General features: G+C 71.2%; 16 protein-coding genes. 7 read left to right on the top strand and 9 right to left on the bottom strand.

Features of this window, described 5'->3' with window-relative positions; all coding sequences use genetic code 11:
- The first annotated feature begins 108 nt into the window (after positions 1–108).
- Positions 109–636, top strand: a complete 528-nt coding sequence (locus tag DW296_RS05405; protein ID WP_136051403.1) for a GNAT family N-acetyltransferase — start codon at positions 109–111, stop codon at positions 634–636.
- 12 nt (positions 637–648) lie between these two features.
- On the opposite strand, the gene DW296_RS05400 is transcribed toward DW296_RS05405, so the two are convergent.
- Complete coding sequence (locus tag DW296_RS05400; protein ID WP_240742996.1) at positions 649–2,097, bottom strand: gamma-aminobutyraldehyde dehydrogenase; 1,449 nt, start codon at positions 2,095–2,097, stop codon at positions 649–651.
- A 99-nt stretch (positions 2,098–2,196) separates the two neighbouring features.
- On the opposite strand from DW296_RS05400, the gene DW296_RS05395 reads away from it, so the two are divergent.
- From DW296_RS05395 to DW296_RS05385, 3 genes are read left to right on the top strand one after another with little or no spacing between them, the layout of a single operon-like run.
- Positions 2,197–2,664, top strand: a complete 468-nt coding sequence (locus tag DW296_RS05395) for an Lrp/AsnC family transcriptional regulator (protein WP_025105441.1) — start codon at positions 2,197–2,199, stop codon at positions 2,662–2,664.
- Between the two features lie 26 nt (positions 2,665–2,690).
- Positions 2,691–4,094: an NAD(P)/FAD-dependent oxidoreductase gene (locus DW296_RS05390; protein WP_136051402.1), complete on the top strand. Its 1,404-nt coding sequence runs from the start codon at positions 2,691–2,693 to the stop codon at positions 4,092–4,094.
- The gene (locus tag DW296_RS05385; protein ID WP_205807851.1) at positions 4,091–4,441 is read left to right on the top strand and encodes a cupin domain-containing protein; all 351 of its coding nucleotides are present in this window, start codon (positions 4,091–4,093) and stop codon (positions 4,439–4,441) included. Before DW296_RS05390 ends, DW296_RS05385 begins: the two co-directional genes overlap by 4 nt.
- A 27-nt stretch (positions 4,442–4,468) precedes the next feature.
- Here DW296_RS05385 and DW296_RS05380 read toward each other — a convergent pair whose 3' ends face one another.
- From DW296_RS05380 to DW296_RS05360, 5 genes are all read right to left on the bottom strand, one after another.
- On the bottom strand, positions 4,469–5,449 hold the full coding sequence (locus tag DW296_RS05380) for a DNA-methyltransferase (RefSeq protein WP_446724125.1): 981 nt from the start codon (positions 5,447–5,449) through the stop codon (positions 4,469–4,471).
- Complete coding sequence (locus tag DW296_RS05375; RefSeq protein WP_025105437.1) at positions 5,446–6,495, bottom strand: lipoate--protein ligase family protein; 1,050 nt, start codon at positions 6,493–6,495, stop codon at positions 5,446–5,448. Before DW296_RS05375 ends, DW296_RS05380 begins: the two co-directional genes overlap by 4 nt.
- Positions 6,496–6,528: 33 nt before the next feature.
- A complete protein-coding gene (locus tag DW296_RS05370; RefSeq protein ID WP_136051400.1) occupies positions 6,529–7,266 on the bottom strand; it encodes a DUF1684 domain-containing protein in 738 nt (245 codons plus the stop codon).
- 557 nt (positions 7,267–7,823) lie between these two features.
- The gene (locus DW296_RS05365; RefSeq protein WP_136051399.1) at positions 7,824–8,678 is read right to left on the bottom strand and encodes an alpha/beta fold hydrolase; all 855 of its coding nucleotides are present in this window, start codon (positions 8,676–8,678) and stop codon (positions 7,824–7,826) included.
- Positions 8,679–8,687: 9 nt separating this feature from the next.
- A complete protein-coding gene (locus DW296_RS05360) occupies positions 8,688–9,446 on the bottom strand; it encodes a copper homeostasis protein CutC (RefSeq protein ID WP_136051398.1) in 759 nt (252 codons plus the stop codon).
- A gap of 70 nt (positions 9,447–9,516) precedes the next feature.
- Here DW296_RS05360 and DW296_RS05355 point away from each other — a divergent pair, with 70 nt between their 5' ends.
- From DW296_RS05355 to DW296_RS05345, 3 genes are read left to right on the top strand one after another with little or no spacing between them, the layout of a single operon-like run.
- Positions 9,517–9,957: a MarR family winged helix-turn-helix transcriptional regulator gene (locus DW296_RS05355; protein WP_136051397.1), complete on the top strand. Its 441-nt coding sequence runs from the start codon at positions 9,517–9,519 to the stop codon at positions 9,955–9,957.
- A 5-nt stretch (positions 9,958–9,962) separates the two neighbouring features.
- Positions 9,963–11,294 carry an MFS transporter gene (locus tag DW296_RS05350; RefSeq protein ID WP_136051422.1) on the top strand — a complete coding sequence of 444 codons (1,332 nt, stop codon included), beginning with the start codon at positions 9,963–9,965 and terminating at the stop codon, positions 11,292–11,294.
- A gap of 60 nt (positions 11,295–11,354) precedes the next feature.
- Positions 11,355–11,639, top strand: coding sequence for a hypothetical protein (locus tag DW296_RS05345; protein ID WP_136051396.1), 285 nt, complete (start codon positions 11,355–11,357; stop codon positions 11,637–11,639).
- A gap of 90 nt (positions 11,640–11,729) precedes the next feature.
- Here DW296_RS05345 and rocD read toward each other — a convergent pair whose 3' ends face one another.
- The 3 genes from rocD to DW296_RS05330 all read right to left on the bottom strand — a co-directional run.
- A complete protein-coding gene (gene rocD / locus DW296_RS05340; protein WP_136051421.1) occupies positions 11,730–12,959 on the bottom strand; it encodes an ornithine--oxo-acid transaminase in 1,230 nt (409 codons plus the stop codon).
- Positions 12,960–12,961: 2 nt separating this feature from the next.
- Positions 12,962–13,840: a dimethylargininase gene (ddaH, locus tag DW296_RS05335; protein ID WP_060922634.1), complete on the bottom strand. Its 879-nt coding sequence runs from the start codon at positions 13,838–13,840 to the stop codon at positions 12,962–12,964.
- 163 nt (positions 13,841–14,003) lie between these two features.
- Positions 14,004–14,556: zinc-binding dehydrogenase (locus DW296_RS05330; RefSeq protein WP_168428989.1), on the bottom strand; the 553-nt coding region annotated here is incomplete at its 5' end.

Here is a 14,556-nt window from a genome sequence, read left to right as displayed (position 1 = left end):
GTCCCACTGACGTACCCGGGTCGTGCGGGTGACGGAGTACCGGGAGGGACGAGTGTCCGAAGGAGGAAGGGACGGAAGGACGTCGGCGGGCCCGCATAGGGTGGAGGGATGACGCCCCTGGTGATCCGAGACGCCGTCGCCGACGATGCCGAGGCCGTGGCCGGCGTGCATGTGCGCTCGTGGCAGGCGGCCTACGAGGGCCTCATCGACCAGGAGGTGCTGGACGGATTATCCGTCTCGGAGCGCGCCGAGGGGTGGCGCCGCATCTTCGCCGACCCCCTCCCCACGAGCCTCGGGACCCTGGTGGCCGAGCGCGGCGGCACGGTCGTCGGCTGGGCGTCGTTCGGCTCCGGCCGCGACCCCGACGGCCTGGACGATGCGGAGCTGTACGGCATCTACGCCGATCCCACCGCGTGGTCGACGGGGGCGGGGCATGCCCTCCTCGACGCGGCCGAGCAGCGCATGATCGACGCCCGCCACACCCGCGCCTACCTCTGGGTGCTCGACGGTAACGACCGGGCCGACGGCTTCTACGCCCGGCACGGGTGGGAGCTCGACGGGGCCACGAAGATCGACCAGCGCCCGCAGTTCACGCTCCGCGAGCACCGCCGCGTCAAGCACCTCGCCCCGCGCTGAGCCGTCCCGCCGTCAGTCCAGCGCGCTCATCACGTGCTTGATCCGGGTGTAGTCGTCGAAGCCGTACTGCGACAGGTCCTTCCCGTATCCGGAATGCTTGAACCCGCCGTGCGGCATGTCCGACACGAACGGGATGTGGGTGTTGATCCACACGCACCCGAAGTCGAGGTCACGGGAGAAGCGCATGGCGCGGGCATGATCCCGCGTCCACACCGACGCGGCGAGCGCGTACGGCACGTCGTTCGCCATCGCGAGCGCCTCCTCCTCGGTGTCGAAGGGCTGCACGGTCAGCACGGGTCCGAAGATCTCCCCCTGCACGACCTCGTCGTCCTGCTGCACGCCGGTCACGACGGTCGCCTCCCAGAAGTAGCCACGGTCGCCCTGCCGCGCCCCGCCGGTCGCGACCGTCGCATGCGCGGGAAGCCGGTCGACGAAGCCCTGCACCTGCGCGAGCTGGGCCGCGCTGCTCAGTGGCCCGTACAGCACGCCCTCTTCGTCCGGCGCCCCGGTCCGCGCGTGCGTCCGGGTCCGCTCCACCAGTGCGGCGACGAGCTCGTCGTGCACCGACGCGTGCACGAGCACCCGGGTCGCCGCGGTGCAGTCCTGACCCGCGTTGAAGAAGGCCCCGGTGACGATGCCCTCGACCGCTTTCTCGATCGACGCGTCGGGGAACACGATCGCGGGCGCCTTGCCGCCGAGCTCCAGGTGCACGCGCTTGACGTCGTCGGCCGCGGAGCGGGCCACGGCCATGCCCGCCCGCACCGAGCCGGTGATGGCCACCATCTGCGGCGTCGGATGCTCGACGAGGGCCGCTCCGGTCTCGCGATCGCCGAGCACGATGTTGAGGGTGCCGGCGGGGGTGTGCGCGGCGACGATCTCCGCGAGCAGCAGCGTGGTGAGCGGCGTGGACTCCGCCGGCTTCAGCACGACGGTGTTCCCGGCCGCGAGCGCGGGAGCGATCTTCCACACCGCCATGTTCAGGGGGTAGTTCCACGGCGTCACCTGTCCGATCACGCCGATCGGCTCCCGTCGCACGAAGGAGGTGTGCCCGGGGAGGTACTCCGCGGCGGCTCGACCCTCGAGGCTCCGTGCGGCGCCGGCGAAGAACCGCAGCTGGTCCACCGACTGCAGGATCTCGTCGGCGACGAGCGTGGCGCGCGGTTTGCCGGTGTCCTTCGACTCGAGGTCGGCGAACTCCTCGGCCCGCGCCGCCATGTCCTCGGCGATGCGGAACAGGGCGAGCTGGCGCGCGGACGGCGGGGTGTCCCGCCAGATCGGGAACGCCGCCGCGGCCGCGGCGTACGCGGCATCCACGTCGGTACGGTCGGAGATCGGGATCTCGCCGTAGGCTTCCTCCGTCACCGGATCGATGAGGGGCAGGCGGCCGCTCCCGGCTGCCGTGACGGCGCGGCCGCCGATGAAATTCTGCAGGGGCACGGTCATCGTCGACGGTGAGGACATAGCGCCATGGTAGCCATGCGAACGCGGAATCTGTAGCTTTTCGGCCAGAGATCGACGGATTCAGTTGCGCAGGACCCATCGGAATGTCACGATCGGTACATGAGTCCGAAGACGCCTCCCCCCGCCCTCGACGATATCTCGAAGCGCATCGTCGAGCTGCTGCAGGAGGACGGGCGGCGTCCCTATGCGGAGATCGCCCGCGAGGTGGGGCTCAGCGAGGCCGCGGCCCGCCAGCGTGTGCAGCGGCTGACCGAATCGGGGCTGATCCAGATCGTCGCGGTGACCGACCCGCTGCAGCTGGGCTTCCACCGCATGTCGATGATCGGGATCCGGGTGTCGGGCGACCCCCGCGCGATCGCGGAGGAGCTCACGGCGATCCCCGAGCTCGCGTACGTCGTGGTCACCCTCGGGACGTTCGACATCCTCGTCGAGGCGGTGTGCGAGGACGACGATCATCTGCTCGACCTCATCGCCACCCGCATCCGTACCATCCCCGGCATCATCCAGACGGAGAGCCTGCTCTACGCCGGCCTCTACAAAGACCTCTACAACTGGGGAACGCGCTGACGCGCTCCCCTCGCATCGGAGTGAACATGGGCACCACGGTCTTCGAACGCCGGCGTCCTCCGCAGTCCGTCATCGACGACGCCCTGCGCGACACGGCCCTGTCGGTCTTCTGGCTCGACGACGTCGAGCGTCCCGCGCATCCGCCGCTGCGCGGCACCGTGCACACGGACCTCGTGGTCGTCGGCGGCGGCTACACCGGACTCTGGACGGCCGTGCGCGCGAAGGAGCGGGATCCGGAGCGGAAGGTGGTCCTCCTGGAGGCGTCCCGCGTGGCCTGGGCGGCGTCCGGGCGCAACGGCGGCTTCTGCGAGTCCAGCCTCACGCACGGCCACGAGAACGGCGTGAACCGCTGGCCCGAGGAGATCGACCGCCTCGAGGAGCTGGGCCACGAGAACCTCGACGGCATCGCCGAGACCGTGCGGCGGTATGACATGGATGCCGAGTTCGAGCGGACGGGCCAGCTCGCGGTGGCGGTGGAGCCGCATCAGGTCGAGTGGCTGCGCGAGGAGGAGGGCTTCCTCGACCGGGAGGCGGTGCAGGCGGAGGTGCACTCCCCCACGTTCCTCGCCGGCGCGTGGGACCGGGAGGGCAGCGCTCTCGTGCACCCCGCGAAGCTGGGCCTGGAGCTCGCGCGGGTGGCCGTCGAGCTCGGCGTGGAGATCCACGAGCACAGCCTCGTCCGGCGGATCGAGGGCGCGGACTCCGGCCCGGTGACCCTCGTCACGGAGTACGGCCGGGTGACCGCCGATACCGTGGCGCTCGCGACGAACGTGTTCCCCTCGCTCCTGAAGCGCAACCGCCTCATGACGGTGCCCGTGTACGACTACGTGCTGATGACGGAGCCGCTGTCGGCGGAGCAGCTCGCGTCCATCGGCTGGCGGAACCGCCAGGGGCTCGCCGACAGCGCCAACCAGTTCCACTACTACCGCCTCACCGCCGACGACCGGATCCTGTTCGGCGGCTATGACGCGGTCTACCACTTCGGCGGCAAGGTGCGACCCGCCTACGAGGATCGGATGGAGAGCCACCGGCGCCTGGCCTCGCACTTCTTCACCACCTTCCCGCAGCTCGCCGGCCTCCGCTTCACGCACCGATGGGCCGGGGCGATCGACTCGTCGAGCCGGTTCTGCGCGTTTTTCGGCACCGCCCGCGGCGGCCGGGTCGCCTACGCCACGGGGTTCACCGGCCTCGGGGTCGGCGCCGCCCGGTTCGCGGCCGATGTCATGCTCGACAAGCTCGCCGGCGAGGAGACCGAGCGCACCCGGCTGCGGATGGTGCGCGAGAAGCCGATCCCGTTCCCGCCGGAGCCGGCCGCGTCCGTCGGCATCAACCTCGTCCGCGCCGCGATGGACAGGGCGGATCACAACGAGGGGCGCCGGAACCTGTTCCTGAAGACGCTCGACGCGCTCGGCATGGGCTTCGACTCGTGATCGGCCTCGCTGCGGGGGCCGTCGTCGACGCCGGACGCCTCGCGCTGACGCACGCCCCGCTGCCCGAGGAGGACGTCCGGGACGGCATGCCGACCACCGCATACTCGGTGCTCGACGATGCCGGAGGGATCGAGCTCGGCGTCTGGGAGATGACGCCGGGCACAGCGGTGGACGTCGAGGAGGACGAGGTGTTCGTCGTCCTCTCCGGGCGCGCGGCCGTGACGTTCACCGCGCCCGCGCTCCCTCCGGTGGAGCTCGGCCCCGGGTCCGTGATGCGGCTCACCACCGGCATGCGCACCGTCTGGACGGTGAGCGCGACCCTGCGGAAGGTCTCGATCGGGATCTGACACCAACCTCCGCCGAGCGCGTCCCCCTCAGGCCTGGCGGACCTCCGCGTGCGGGATGCGCGCGGCCATGACCCGCACCGCCTCCGGGTTGTCGTCCACGAGGACCGCCTCCCGGCCGAGTGCGGAGGCCACGGCTCCGGTCGTGCCGCTGCCCGCGAAGAGGTCGAGCACCCGGTCACCCGGCCGGCTCGACGCCGTCACGATGCGCCGCAGGACGCCCTCCGGCTTCTGCGTCGGATAGCCCGTCTTCTCGCGTCCGGTGGTCGGGACGATCGTGTGCCACCACACGTCCGTCGGGAGCTTGCCGCGCGCGGCCTTCTCCGCGGTCACCAGTCCCGGTGCCATGTACGGCTCCCGGTCGACGTCGTCGGAGTTGAACACGTACGTCCGCGGGTTCTTCACGTACACCAGGATCGTGTCGTGCTTGGTGGGCCACCGCCGCCGGGACTTCGCGCCGTAGTCGTACGCCCAGATGAGCTCGTTGAGGAAGCAGTCCCGGCCGAACACCGCGTCGAGCATGACCTTCGCGTAGTGCGCCTCGCGGTAGTCCAGGTGCAGGTACAGGGTGCCGTCGTCGGCGAGCAGCCGCCAGGCCTCCTCCAGCCGCGGCATGAGGAAGGCGCCGTAGTCGTCGAAGCTGTCGTCGTACGCGCGTAGCATGCCGCGCACCCGCTCATACCGGTGCCCGTGGAAGCCGTGCCGCACCTCCGGCCCGCCGACCGCGTGTTCAGAACTCAGGAGATCCGACGCGGTTTCGGCCGGTTGGGGGCTGCCCCCGTCCGGATCCGCCGATTCTTCCGGAGTTGTGAACGTGCGGCGGGCGGTGACCATCTGCCGCTCCCGCACTCTTCCGGTGTTGAACGGCGGGTCGAGGTAGACCAGCGTGAAGGATGCGGACGGCAGGGTCGCCGCGACCGTGAGGTTGTCCCCCTCGATCACCGACACCCGCCCCGGGCCCCGGGCCCCTGAGCCACCACCCTGGGCCCCTGAGCCCGTCGAAGGGCTCACGGAACCCGGTGCAGCCACGCGTCGGTCGAGAACTTCGACTCCACCAGCGCCTGGGCATCGGCGTACTCGTCCGGCGTAATGCCGCCGTCCTCGGCGGAGGTGAGCGACCGGAACGTGTCCTTGAAGCGCTCGATGATCTCGGCGCGCTCTAGTCCGGTCTGGCTGCGCAGCGGGTCGACGCGCTTGGCCGCCGAGGTCGTGCCCTTGTCGCTGAGCTTCTCGCGGCCGATGCGCAGCACCTCGGTCATCATCTGGCCGTCGATGTCGTAGGAGAGGGTGGCGTGGTGCAGCACGCCCCCGTTCGCGAGGCGCTTCTGCGCGGCGCCGCCGATCTTGCCGGTCGGGCTCGCGATGTCGTTGAGCGGCTGGTAGACGGCGTCGATGCCGAGCGACCGGAGCGCCTGCAGCACCCAGTCGTCGAGGAACGCGTAGGAGTCGGCGAAGGTCATGCCCGCCACGAGCGAGGCCGGCACGTACAGCGAGTAGGTGATGATCTGTCCCGCAGCCATGAGCATCGCACCGCCGCCGGAGATGCGGCGGACGACGTCGAAGCCGTGCTTCGCGGCGCCTTCCGGGTCGACCTCGTTGCGGTACGACTGGAACGACCCGATGACGACGGCCGACTCGTCCCACTCCCAGATCCGCAGCGTCGGACGCCGACGCCCCTCGCCGACGCGGGAGGTGAGCACCTCGTCGAGGGCGAGGTTCATGCGCGGCGAGACCGCCTTCTCGTGGACGATCTCCCAGTCGAAGTCGCGCCACCCGGGCGCGGTGACCAGCGCGCGACGCACGGCGGTGCCCACGGCCTCGGGGCTGAAGCCGAGCAGCTGCGCCCCCTCGGGGAGGGCGCCGCGGACGGCTGCGGCGATGGCCGTGGCGTCAGACTCGGCGGGGAGGCCCTCGACGGCGGCGTTGATGTCGTCGAGCGCGGAGTCCGGTTCGAGGAAGAAGTCCCCGGCAAGCCGGAACCGCGCGATCCGGTCGTTCTCGACCTCGAGGTCGACGACGACGAGCTTGCCCCCAGGAACCTTGTATTCTCCGTGCACGGATCCAGCTTAAGGCGCACGCTGCCGCCGTGGTCAGCCGCCGAGCACGACCACGCGTTCCCCGGCCCTGATCGGTGTGGAGTAGCGGTTGCCGGGTGTGGGCAACGGGCAGATGAACTGGTCGGAGAAGGCACAGGGCGGCAGATACGCCCGGTTGAAGTCGATCGCGGCGGACCCGTCGGCGGCGGGTTCGTCGACGGGGAGGAACCGGAAACGGTACGTCTCCAGCCCGTTCGTCCCGTCGGCGAAGACCGCACTCAGCGCTCCGCTCCCGCTGCGGGTGACCGTGAGCTCATGCGGGGCCCCGGCGAGCTCGAACCGCAGGCGTCCGGCGATCGCGGTCTCTCGCTCCTCGCCGTCGACCGCCGTGACGACGATCCGCTCACCGGGTGCGGGCTCGAACGTGGCCGGGATCCGCCAGCGTTCGTCGGGGGCGTAGGCATCGATCGCGGTGAACCACTCCCGCTGCGGACGGGCGGGGTTCCAGACGCGGAGGGCCAGCAGTCCGTTGCGGTCGAACACACGCAGCTCTCGCCGCCCGAGGCGCAGGGTCTGGGTGCCGCGGAGGGTGACGACCGACCCCGACGGTCCCAGTTCGCTGCCGCGGATGCCGCCGTCGCCGGTAAGGGCCCAGAGCCCGGGCACGCCGTCGACCGCCGCGGGCTCGGTGATCAGCCAGTTCGTCGACTCCAGCGCGGACGGCCCGTACTCCGACCCCGCATAGCGCTCGCGCGCCGCATGCCACTCGTGCCAGTCCGTCAGGAAGCTCATCGCCGCGGGCCCTCCCCTCGCTCGTGCGGATGTGCCCCGAATCTAGGGCTGCCCCCGACGCCCGTGAGCCCCGTCCGTCACACGCCTTCACCCCGCGTCATCCCGCGTCACACACTCCTCGGCCCGTCCCTCCATCCGGTGCGGGATGAAAGCCGCCCCTCGACACCCCCTCCCCCGCCCGTTTCTGATCCCGCCACCCGGCCGCCCCCCCACCGCACCCGTCCCACGGGATCAAAACCGCCCCTCGGCACCCCGTTTCGCGCCCGTTTCTGATCCCGCCACCCGGCGGTGTTCCGTGGCGCAACGGACCCGAAGAGGCGCCGCGCCGCCCTCCGTTCGCGGTGCGACAGTGACTGCCACCCCGCACTTACTCACCCTGCGTGTTCGAAAACGCTCCGCTGGGGCCTGTGCCAGGTACGAAAGTGATCCCGCGGGACCGGCGGAAGGTACGAAAGAGATCCCGGACGGAACCGGACGGAACCGGAATCGGAACCAGACGGAACAGGACGGGACCGGACCGGAACCGGGGACGGAACGGGACGGAACGGGCCGGGGCGTCAGCGGGCGGGGATGTGGGCGTCGAGCCAGGCGAGCACGTCGGCGCGCACCTCGTCCTGCTGGAGCTCCTGGAAGATCTCGTGCCGGGCGTCGGGGTAGACGAGGGTCGTGACGTCGGTGAGCCCGGAGCGCCGGCGGTACGCGTCGGCGAGCTTGTGGACGCTGCGCGGACCGCCGACCGGATCGTCACGGCCGACGAGGAGCAGCACCGGAATGTCGCGCGCGAGGTGCTTCGCCGGACGCCCGTACAGCCGCGCCGCGTCGAGGAGGCCGAAGAGCTTGAGCAGCGGCACTCCCGTCGTGAGCGGGTCCTCCTCGAAGGCCTTCCACACCGCGGGGTCGCGGCTCAGCCACTCGTATCCCGTCGCGTCGTCGGCGGCCCACGCGGCGTTCAGCGGTGCCGGGTTCAGGGAGCGGGGCGTGCGCAGCGCCGAGCCGGACAGGATGACCGCATCGAAGGCCTCCGCGTGCTCGTTCACCAGCATCTGCGCGAGGAACGACCCCCAGGAGTGCCCGAGGAGCACGAGCGGGAGGTCGGGGTTCTCGTCGCGGATGATGCCGGTCAGCTGCCAGACCGCGTCCTTGGCCGCCCGGAGTCCTCCGGGGCCGAGCCGTCCGAGCCGGGCGGGGTCGCCGTGCTGACGCATGCCGGTGCGCCCGTGCCCGCGGTGGTCGTCGGCGTAGACGGTGAACCCGGCTCCGGTGAGCGCGGCGATCAGCGCCGGATACCGTCCCGCGTGCTCGCCCACCCCGTGCAGGAGATGGACGACGCCGCGGGGCGTCCCCTCCGCCGGGTGGACGTCGTAGACGATGGCGATGCCGTGGCTGTCGGTGTACTCGCGGGTGTCGGTCATGATCCTGCCTTACCGGTCGGTCTCCGCGAGGGCGTCGCGGATGGCGTCGCGGATGGCGAAGGCGATGTCGCGATCCGTCACCTCGTAGCCGCCGACCCCGTCGGAGGCGGAGCCCATGCGCACGCCGCCGTCCTCGGTCACGGCCCGCTTCGCGGAGAAGTGGAGGGCGTCCACCCCGGCCCGGGCGAGCACAGGAGCGCTCGCGACGTCGACGCCGCTGCCGGCCATCACCTCGATCTGCCCCTCGGCTGCGGCGACCAGCGCGCGCAGGGTGTCGATGCCGTCGATCGCGGCGGATGCCCCTCCGGAGGTGAGCACGCGCCGGAGCCCGAGCTCCCTCGCAGCCCGCAGGGTCGCCACCGGGTCGGCGGTCACGTCGATCGCGCGGTGCAGGGTCGCCGGAGCTCCCCCGGCCGCATCCCGCAGCCGGGCCATGGCGTCGCGATCCAGCTGCCCGTCGCCGTCGAGAGCACCGATCACCACTCCCGCGGCCCCCGCAGCGACCGCGTGCCGCACGTCGCGTTCGGCGACGGCGAGCTCGTCGGCGCTGTAGTGGAAGCCGCCGGCGCGCGGACGGATGAGGACGTGCACCTCGGGGCCGTTCGCCCCGGCGGCTTCGAGCGCGAGCTCCAGGGTGGCCGGCGACGGGGTGAGCCCACCCAGCGCGAGGGCTGTGGCGAGCTCGACGCGAGCGGCGCCGACCTCGGCGGCGATGCGCACTCCGGCGGGATCCTGGACGGCGATTTCGAGAGCGATCGTTCGGGTCACCCCTCCATTGTGCCCGGTGCCCCGCCTCTGGCCGCCCCCGGGTCAGAAATATTAGATAGACTAACTAAGTATGTCTGCGTCCGATGATTCCCTGAACCTCACCGCCACAGACCTCCGCATGGCCACGTTCCGGCTCGCCCGCCGGCTCCGCTGCGCCCGTGCCGCCGACATGATGAGCGACACCCAGCTCGCGGTTCTCGCCGAGCTGCGCATGAACGGCCGGCGCACCATCTCCACCCTCGCCGAGCGCGAGCGCGTGACCGCCCCCTCGATGACGAGCATCGTGAACGGCCTGGAGGAGCAGGGCTATGTCGCCCGCACCCCCGACGAGGACGACCGCCGCCGCGTGCAGGTGGACATCACCCCCGCCGGCGTCGAGATCGTCGTCGAGACCATCCGCCGCCGCGACGTGCTGCTGGCCGACATGCTCCGCGAGGTCGACTACACCGAGGCGGAGCTGGCGACGCTGCGAGAAGCGAGCGCCCTGATGCGGAGGGTGGTGGAGCGATGAGCGCCATGTTCCGTTCCTTCGCGAACATCAACTACCGGATCTGGTTCGCCGGAGCCCTCGTGTCGAACGTCGGCGGGTGGATGCAGGCCACCGCGCAGGACTGGGTCGTGCTGACCGAGCTCACCGACAACGACGCGACCGCGATGGGCGTCACCATGGCGCTGCAGTTCGGCCCTCCCCTGGTTCTCGTGAGCCTGACCGGCTGGGTCGCGGATCGCTTCGACCGGCGGAAGATTCTCCTGACCACGCAGACCGCGCTCCTCGCTCTCGCGATCGCCGTGGGCTCGCTGCTGCTCGCCGGAGTGATGACCCTGCCGATGATGTTCGCGTTCGCCCTCGGATTCGGCATCGTCAACGCGTTCGACGCCCCCGCGCGACAGGCCTTCGTGTCGGACATGGTGTCCGCCACGGAGACGTCCAACGCCGTGGCGCTCAACTCCGCCTCCTTCAACCTCGCCCGGATGATCGGCCCCGCAGTCGGCGGTCTGCTCATCGTCGCGATCGGCTCCGGCTGGGTGTTCATCGTCAACGCCGCGACGTTCCTCGCCATGATCGTCGCGCTGCTGCTCATGCGCACGCACCTGCTCGCGCCGCGGCCGAAGAACCGCAGCAGCGGGGGTCTCGCCGAGGGTTTCCGCTACGTCTGGGCACGCAGCGACCTCAAGGTCGTGTTCGTGACGGTGTTCCTCATCGGCGCGTTCGGCATGAACTTCCCGATCTTCGCCTCGACCATGGCGCTGGAGTTCGGAGCCGGCGCCGACGGGTACGGGGTGCTGAGCTCGGTGCTCGCGATCGGGTCCCTGATCGGCGCCCTCCTCGCTGCGCGTCGGGACCGGGCGAGGGTCCGCGTGGTGATCCTCGCGGCGGGCGGCTTCGGGATCGCGGCCTTCGTCTCGGCCGCGATGCCCACCTACCTCTCCTACGCGGTCACGCTCACGTTCACCGGCTTCATGATCGTGACGCTGCTGACCACGGCCAACGGCTACGTACAGATCACGACGGATCCGGCACTGCGCGGCCGCGTGCTCGCCCTCTACATGGCGGTCATCATGGGATCGACTCCGGTCGGCGCGCCGATCGCCGGCTGGGTCGCCGACGCGTTCGGTCCTCGTGCCGCCATCATGCTCGGCGGGACCGCCGGTTTCATCGCGTGCGCGATCGGCGTGACCTGGGTGCTGACGTCGGGGAGGCTGCGCCGTGAGGAGAGCAGCCGCTTCCGGCTGACGCTCGACGAGACCCGGCCGCTGCGGGTCGTGCAGCCCGTCGAGCCGGTCGACTACACGGAGAAGGCGGCGGCGACCACGCCCATCCGCCTCCCGCGCCGCGACGGTGAGTGAGCTGCGAAGGCGTTTGTCAACGCCTTCCTCATCTCGGGCCGACGGTCGTAGCGTCGGGTCATGGACGAGAACATGAGCACCCCGCACCCGCAGGATCCGGCCGAAGGCGCTCCCGGCGTCGACGTCCCTGACGAGGACTCCGGTCAGGGCGACGGCACCGGCGGCGCGATCCAGGGCGACAGCTCCCGCGGCGAGTCGACCGGCGGCGCCATCCAGGGCAGCTCCGGCCCCGGCCACCCCGCTCCGCTGGGCGGCGACGAGAACACCGAGGACGAGCTGACGGCCGACAACGCCGCCGAGGAGGACACCCTCCGCACGCTCGACCCCGACTCCCCGCCCGCCTGATCCGTTGACCCACCCCTTTCGAGACGAGCCACCCCCTTGCGAACGTTCGCAAGGGGGCGGCTCGTGCAGAAGGGGGTGGGTCGGCCTGGGTCAGGCGTCGAGTACCACCTTGAGCTGCTCGACGGCCCAGTCGAGCTCGGTCGCCCGGATGACGAGCGGCGGGGCGATGCGGATGGTCTGCCCGTGCGTGTCCTTCACAAGCACACCGCGGTCGAGCAGCTTCTCCGCGATCTCGCGCCCGGTGCCGATGGCGGGATCGATGTCGACACCCGCCCACAGCCCGGCGATGCGCACACCCGTGACACCGTGGCCGATCAGCGGCTGCAGCGCCTGCTCGAGGTGGGCACCGAGCGCCCGCGCACGCTCCTGGAACTCGCCCGTCTGCAGCATCTCCACCACGCGGAGGCCGACGGCCGCCGCGAGCGGGTTGCCGCCGAACGTGGAGCCGTGCTCGCCGGGGCGGATCACGCCGAGCACATCCGTGTTCCCCACCACGGCCGAGACCGGCAGGATGCCGCCGCCGAGCGCCTTGCCCAGCAGGTACAGGTCGGGCACGACGCCCTCGCGGTCGCACGCGAAGGTCTCGCCGACCCGACCGAGGCCGGCCTGGATCTCGTCGGCGATGAAGAGCACGTTCTTCTCGTCGCAGATCTCGCGGATGCGGCGGAGGTACCCCTCCGGCGGGATCACGACCCCGGCCTCGCCCTGGATCGGCTCCACGAGCACGCCCGCCGTGTCCTCCGTGATGGCCGCGGCGATCGCCTCCGCGTCGCCGAACGGCACACGGTCGAAGCCCGGCGTGTACGGGCCGAAGTCGTCGTGCGCGGTCTCGTCGTCGCTGAAGCTCACGATCGTCGTCGTGCGACCGTGGAAGTTGCCCTTCGCCACGACGATGCGTGCCTTCCCCTCGGGGATGCCCTTCACGCGATAGCCCCAGGCCCTGGCGACCTTGATGCCGGTCTCGACGGCCTCGGCGCCCGTGTTCATCGGCAGGACGAGCTCCTTGCCGCAGAGCTCGGCGAGCGCCGCGGCGAACGGCTCCAGGGTGTCGCTCTGGAACGCCCGGCTGACGAGCGTGACCCGACCGAGCTGCTCGGTCAGCGCCGCGACGAGCGCGGGGTGCCGGTGCCCGAAGTTGACCGCGGAGTAGGCCGCGAGCAGGTCGAGGTACCGCTTGCCCTCGACATCGGTGACCCACGCCCCCTCGCCGCGCGCGATCATCACGGGCAGCGGGTGGTAGTTGTGCGCGACGTGCGGCTCCGCGACCGCGCTGGGTCCCTGAGCCGGTCGAAGGGTCGACGCGTCCGCCGCCTGCTCGATCGTCACTTCGCACCCCGCAGCTCGAGCGTGCAGCACTTGATCCCGCCGCCGCCGAGGAGGAGCTCGGACAGGTCGACGGTGATCGGGTTGTAGCCGCGCTCCCGGAGCTGCTGCTCGAAGCCCTTCGCCCGCGGCGAGATGATGACGTTGTAGCCGTCGCTCGAGGAGTTCAGGCCGAACACCGCGCCGTCCTCGTCCGACACGAGGATCGCGTCAGGGAAGCGCTTCTCGAGCTCGGCACGGCTGGCGTCGTCGAAGGCCCCGGGGAGGTAGGCGATGTTCGCCCGCTCGGGGCCTCCGTTCTCCACGCCCTGCACGGGGTCGAGCACCGCGATCGCGGTGTCGAGGTGGTAGAAGCGGGGGTCGGTGAGGTTCAGCGACACGACCTCGCGGCCGAAGACCTCGCCGACCTCGCGGTGGCTGTCACCGGTGGAGCGGAAGCCCGTGCCGGCGAGGATCACGTCGCCGACGAGCAGGAAGTCGCCCTCGCCCTCGTTGACCTCCTTCGGCATGACCGTGTCGTAGCCCGCGGCGCGGAACCAGTCGGCGAAGGCCGGAGCCTCGCCCTGGCGCTCAACGAACCGGAACTCCGGCACATAGGCGCGGCCATCGATGAGGAAGCCGCCATTGGCCGTGTAGACCATGTCCGGGTAGCCGGGGAGCGGATCGATGAGCTCGACCTCGTGGCCGAGCTCGACGTACAGGTCATAGAGCTTCTGCCACTGGGCGACGGCGTTGGCGGTGTCGGTCGGCCGCGACGGCTCCATCCACGGATTGATGGAGTAGTTCACCGTGAAGTGCTCGGGACGGCACATCAGGTAGTGGCGGCGGTGCGCGGTGCGCGTGGGGGCGGTGGTGACGGCGGTCTCCGGCGTCGACATGGATGCTCCTCGTGTGAACGGGCGCGGCGGACGCTGTCCAGGGGCCCGGCGGTCCTTCGACCCCCTGCTCGGACGAGGCGGAGGGGAAGATGCGACTCGGGCACGCCGGTGACCATTGTGCCACCGGACCCTGGGCGCCACCAGCATCCGCCCCGTGTCGCCCTCAGCCCTCGCGCTGCGTCACCACGACCTTGCCGACCGTGTGCCCGGCCTCGACGTGCGCGAGCGCGGACACGGCCTCGTCGAACGGGTACGTGCACTCGATCACCGGAACCAGATGCCCCTCCTCGACGAGCTCGAGCAGCTTCGTGAGGACCTCGGGGCGCGACGTCGCCGCGAGGGACAGCACCCGGGGTCCGCGGAGCGAGAGCACGGCGGCGCGGATCATCCGCGGCACCGGACCGAGCACCCGTCCGCCGTCGCCGGTCACGAGCACCACGCGGCCACCCGGACGGACCAGGCGCTGGAGCTCACGGATCGGCACCCCTCCCGCGATGTCGATGACGGCGTCAAACCGGGAGGAGGGCAGGTGCGTGAGCGGAGACGTGCGGTGGTCGAGCGTGCGCACGGCTCCGAGGCGCTCCAGCAGCAGGGCGCTGCGCGCGCCGCACGTCGCCCAGACCTCGGCCCCGCGGAGCGCCGCGAGCTGCACGGCGAAGGTCCCCACGCCGCCGGACGCCCCGATCACGAGGACCCGCTGCGCACGGTGCCGCAGC

Source organism: Microbacterium sp. K36 (genome assembly GCF_004794355.1).
Lineage (GTDB): Bacteria > Actinomycetota > Actinomycetes > Actinomycetales > Microbacteriaceae > Microbacterium > Microbacterium paraoxydans_D.
Note: the sequence above shows the minus strand (reverse complement) of the source record. Positions and strands in the feature narration are given on the sequence as shown.

What these genes read in the sequence shown, in the direction of transcription:
- DW296_RS05345 (WP_136051396.1), top strand. Translation starts at nt 11,355, where the DNA reads ATGGACGAGAACATGAGCACCCCGCACCCGCAGGATCCGGCCGAAGGC.
- DW296_RS05390 (WP_136051402.1), top strand. Translation starts at nt 2,691, where the DNA reads ATGGGCACCACGGTCTTCGAACGCCGGCGTCCTCCGCAGTCCGTCATC.
- DW296_RS05370 (WP_136051400.1), bottom strand. Translation starts at nt 7,266, where the DNA reads ATGAGCTTCCTGACGGACTGGCACGAGTGGCATGCGGCGCGCGAGCGC.
- DW296_RS05355 (WP_136051397.1), top strand. Translation starts at nt 9,517, where the DNA reads ATGTCTGCGTCCGATGATTCCCTGAACCTCACCGCCACAGACCTCCGC.
- ddaH (WP_060922634.1), bottom strand. Translation starts at nt 13,840, where the DNA reads ATGTCGACGCCGGAGACCGCCGTCACCACCGCCCCCACGCGCACCGCG.
- DW296_RS05405 (WP_136051403.1), top strand. Translation starts at nt 109, where the DNA reads ATGACGCCCCTGGTGATCCGAGACGCCGTCGCCGACGATGCCGAGGCC.
- DW296_RS05395 (WP_025105441.1), top strand. Translation starts at nt 2,197, where the DNA reads ATGAGTCCGAAGACGCCTCCCCCCGCCCTCGACGATATCTCGAAGCGC.
- DW296_RS05365 (WP_136051399.1), bottom strand. Translation starts at nt 8,678, where the DNA reads ATGACCGACACCCGCGAGTACACCGACAGCCACGGCATCGCCATCGTC.
- DW296_RS05400 (WP_240742996.1), bottom strand. Translation starts at nt 2,097, where the DNA reads ATGTCCTCACCGTCGACGATGACCGTGCCCCTGCAGAATTTCATCGGC.
- DW296_RS05350 (WP_136051422.1), top strand. Translation starts at nt 9,963, where the DNA reads ATGTTCCGTTCCTTCGCGAACATCAACTACCGGATCTGGTTCGCCGGA.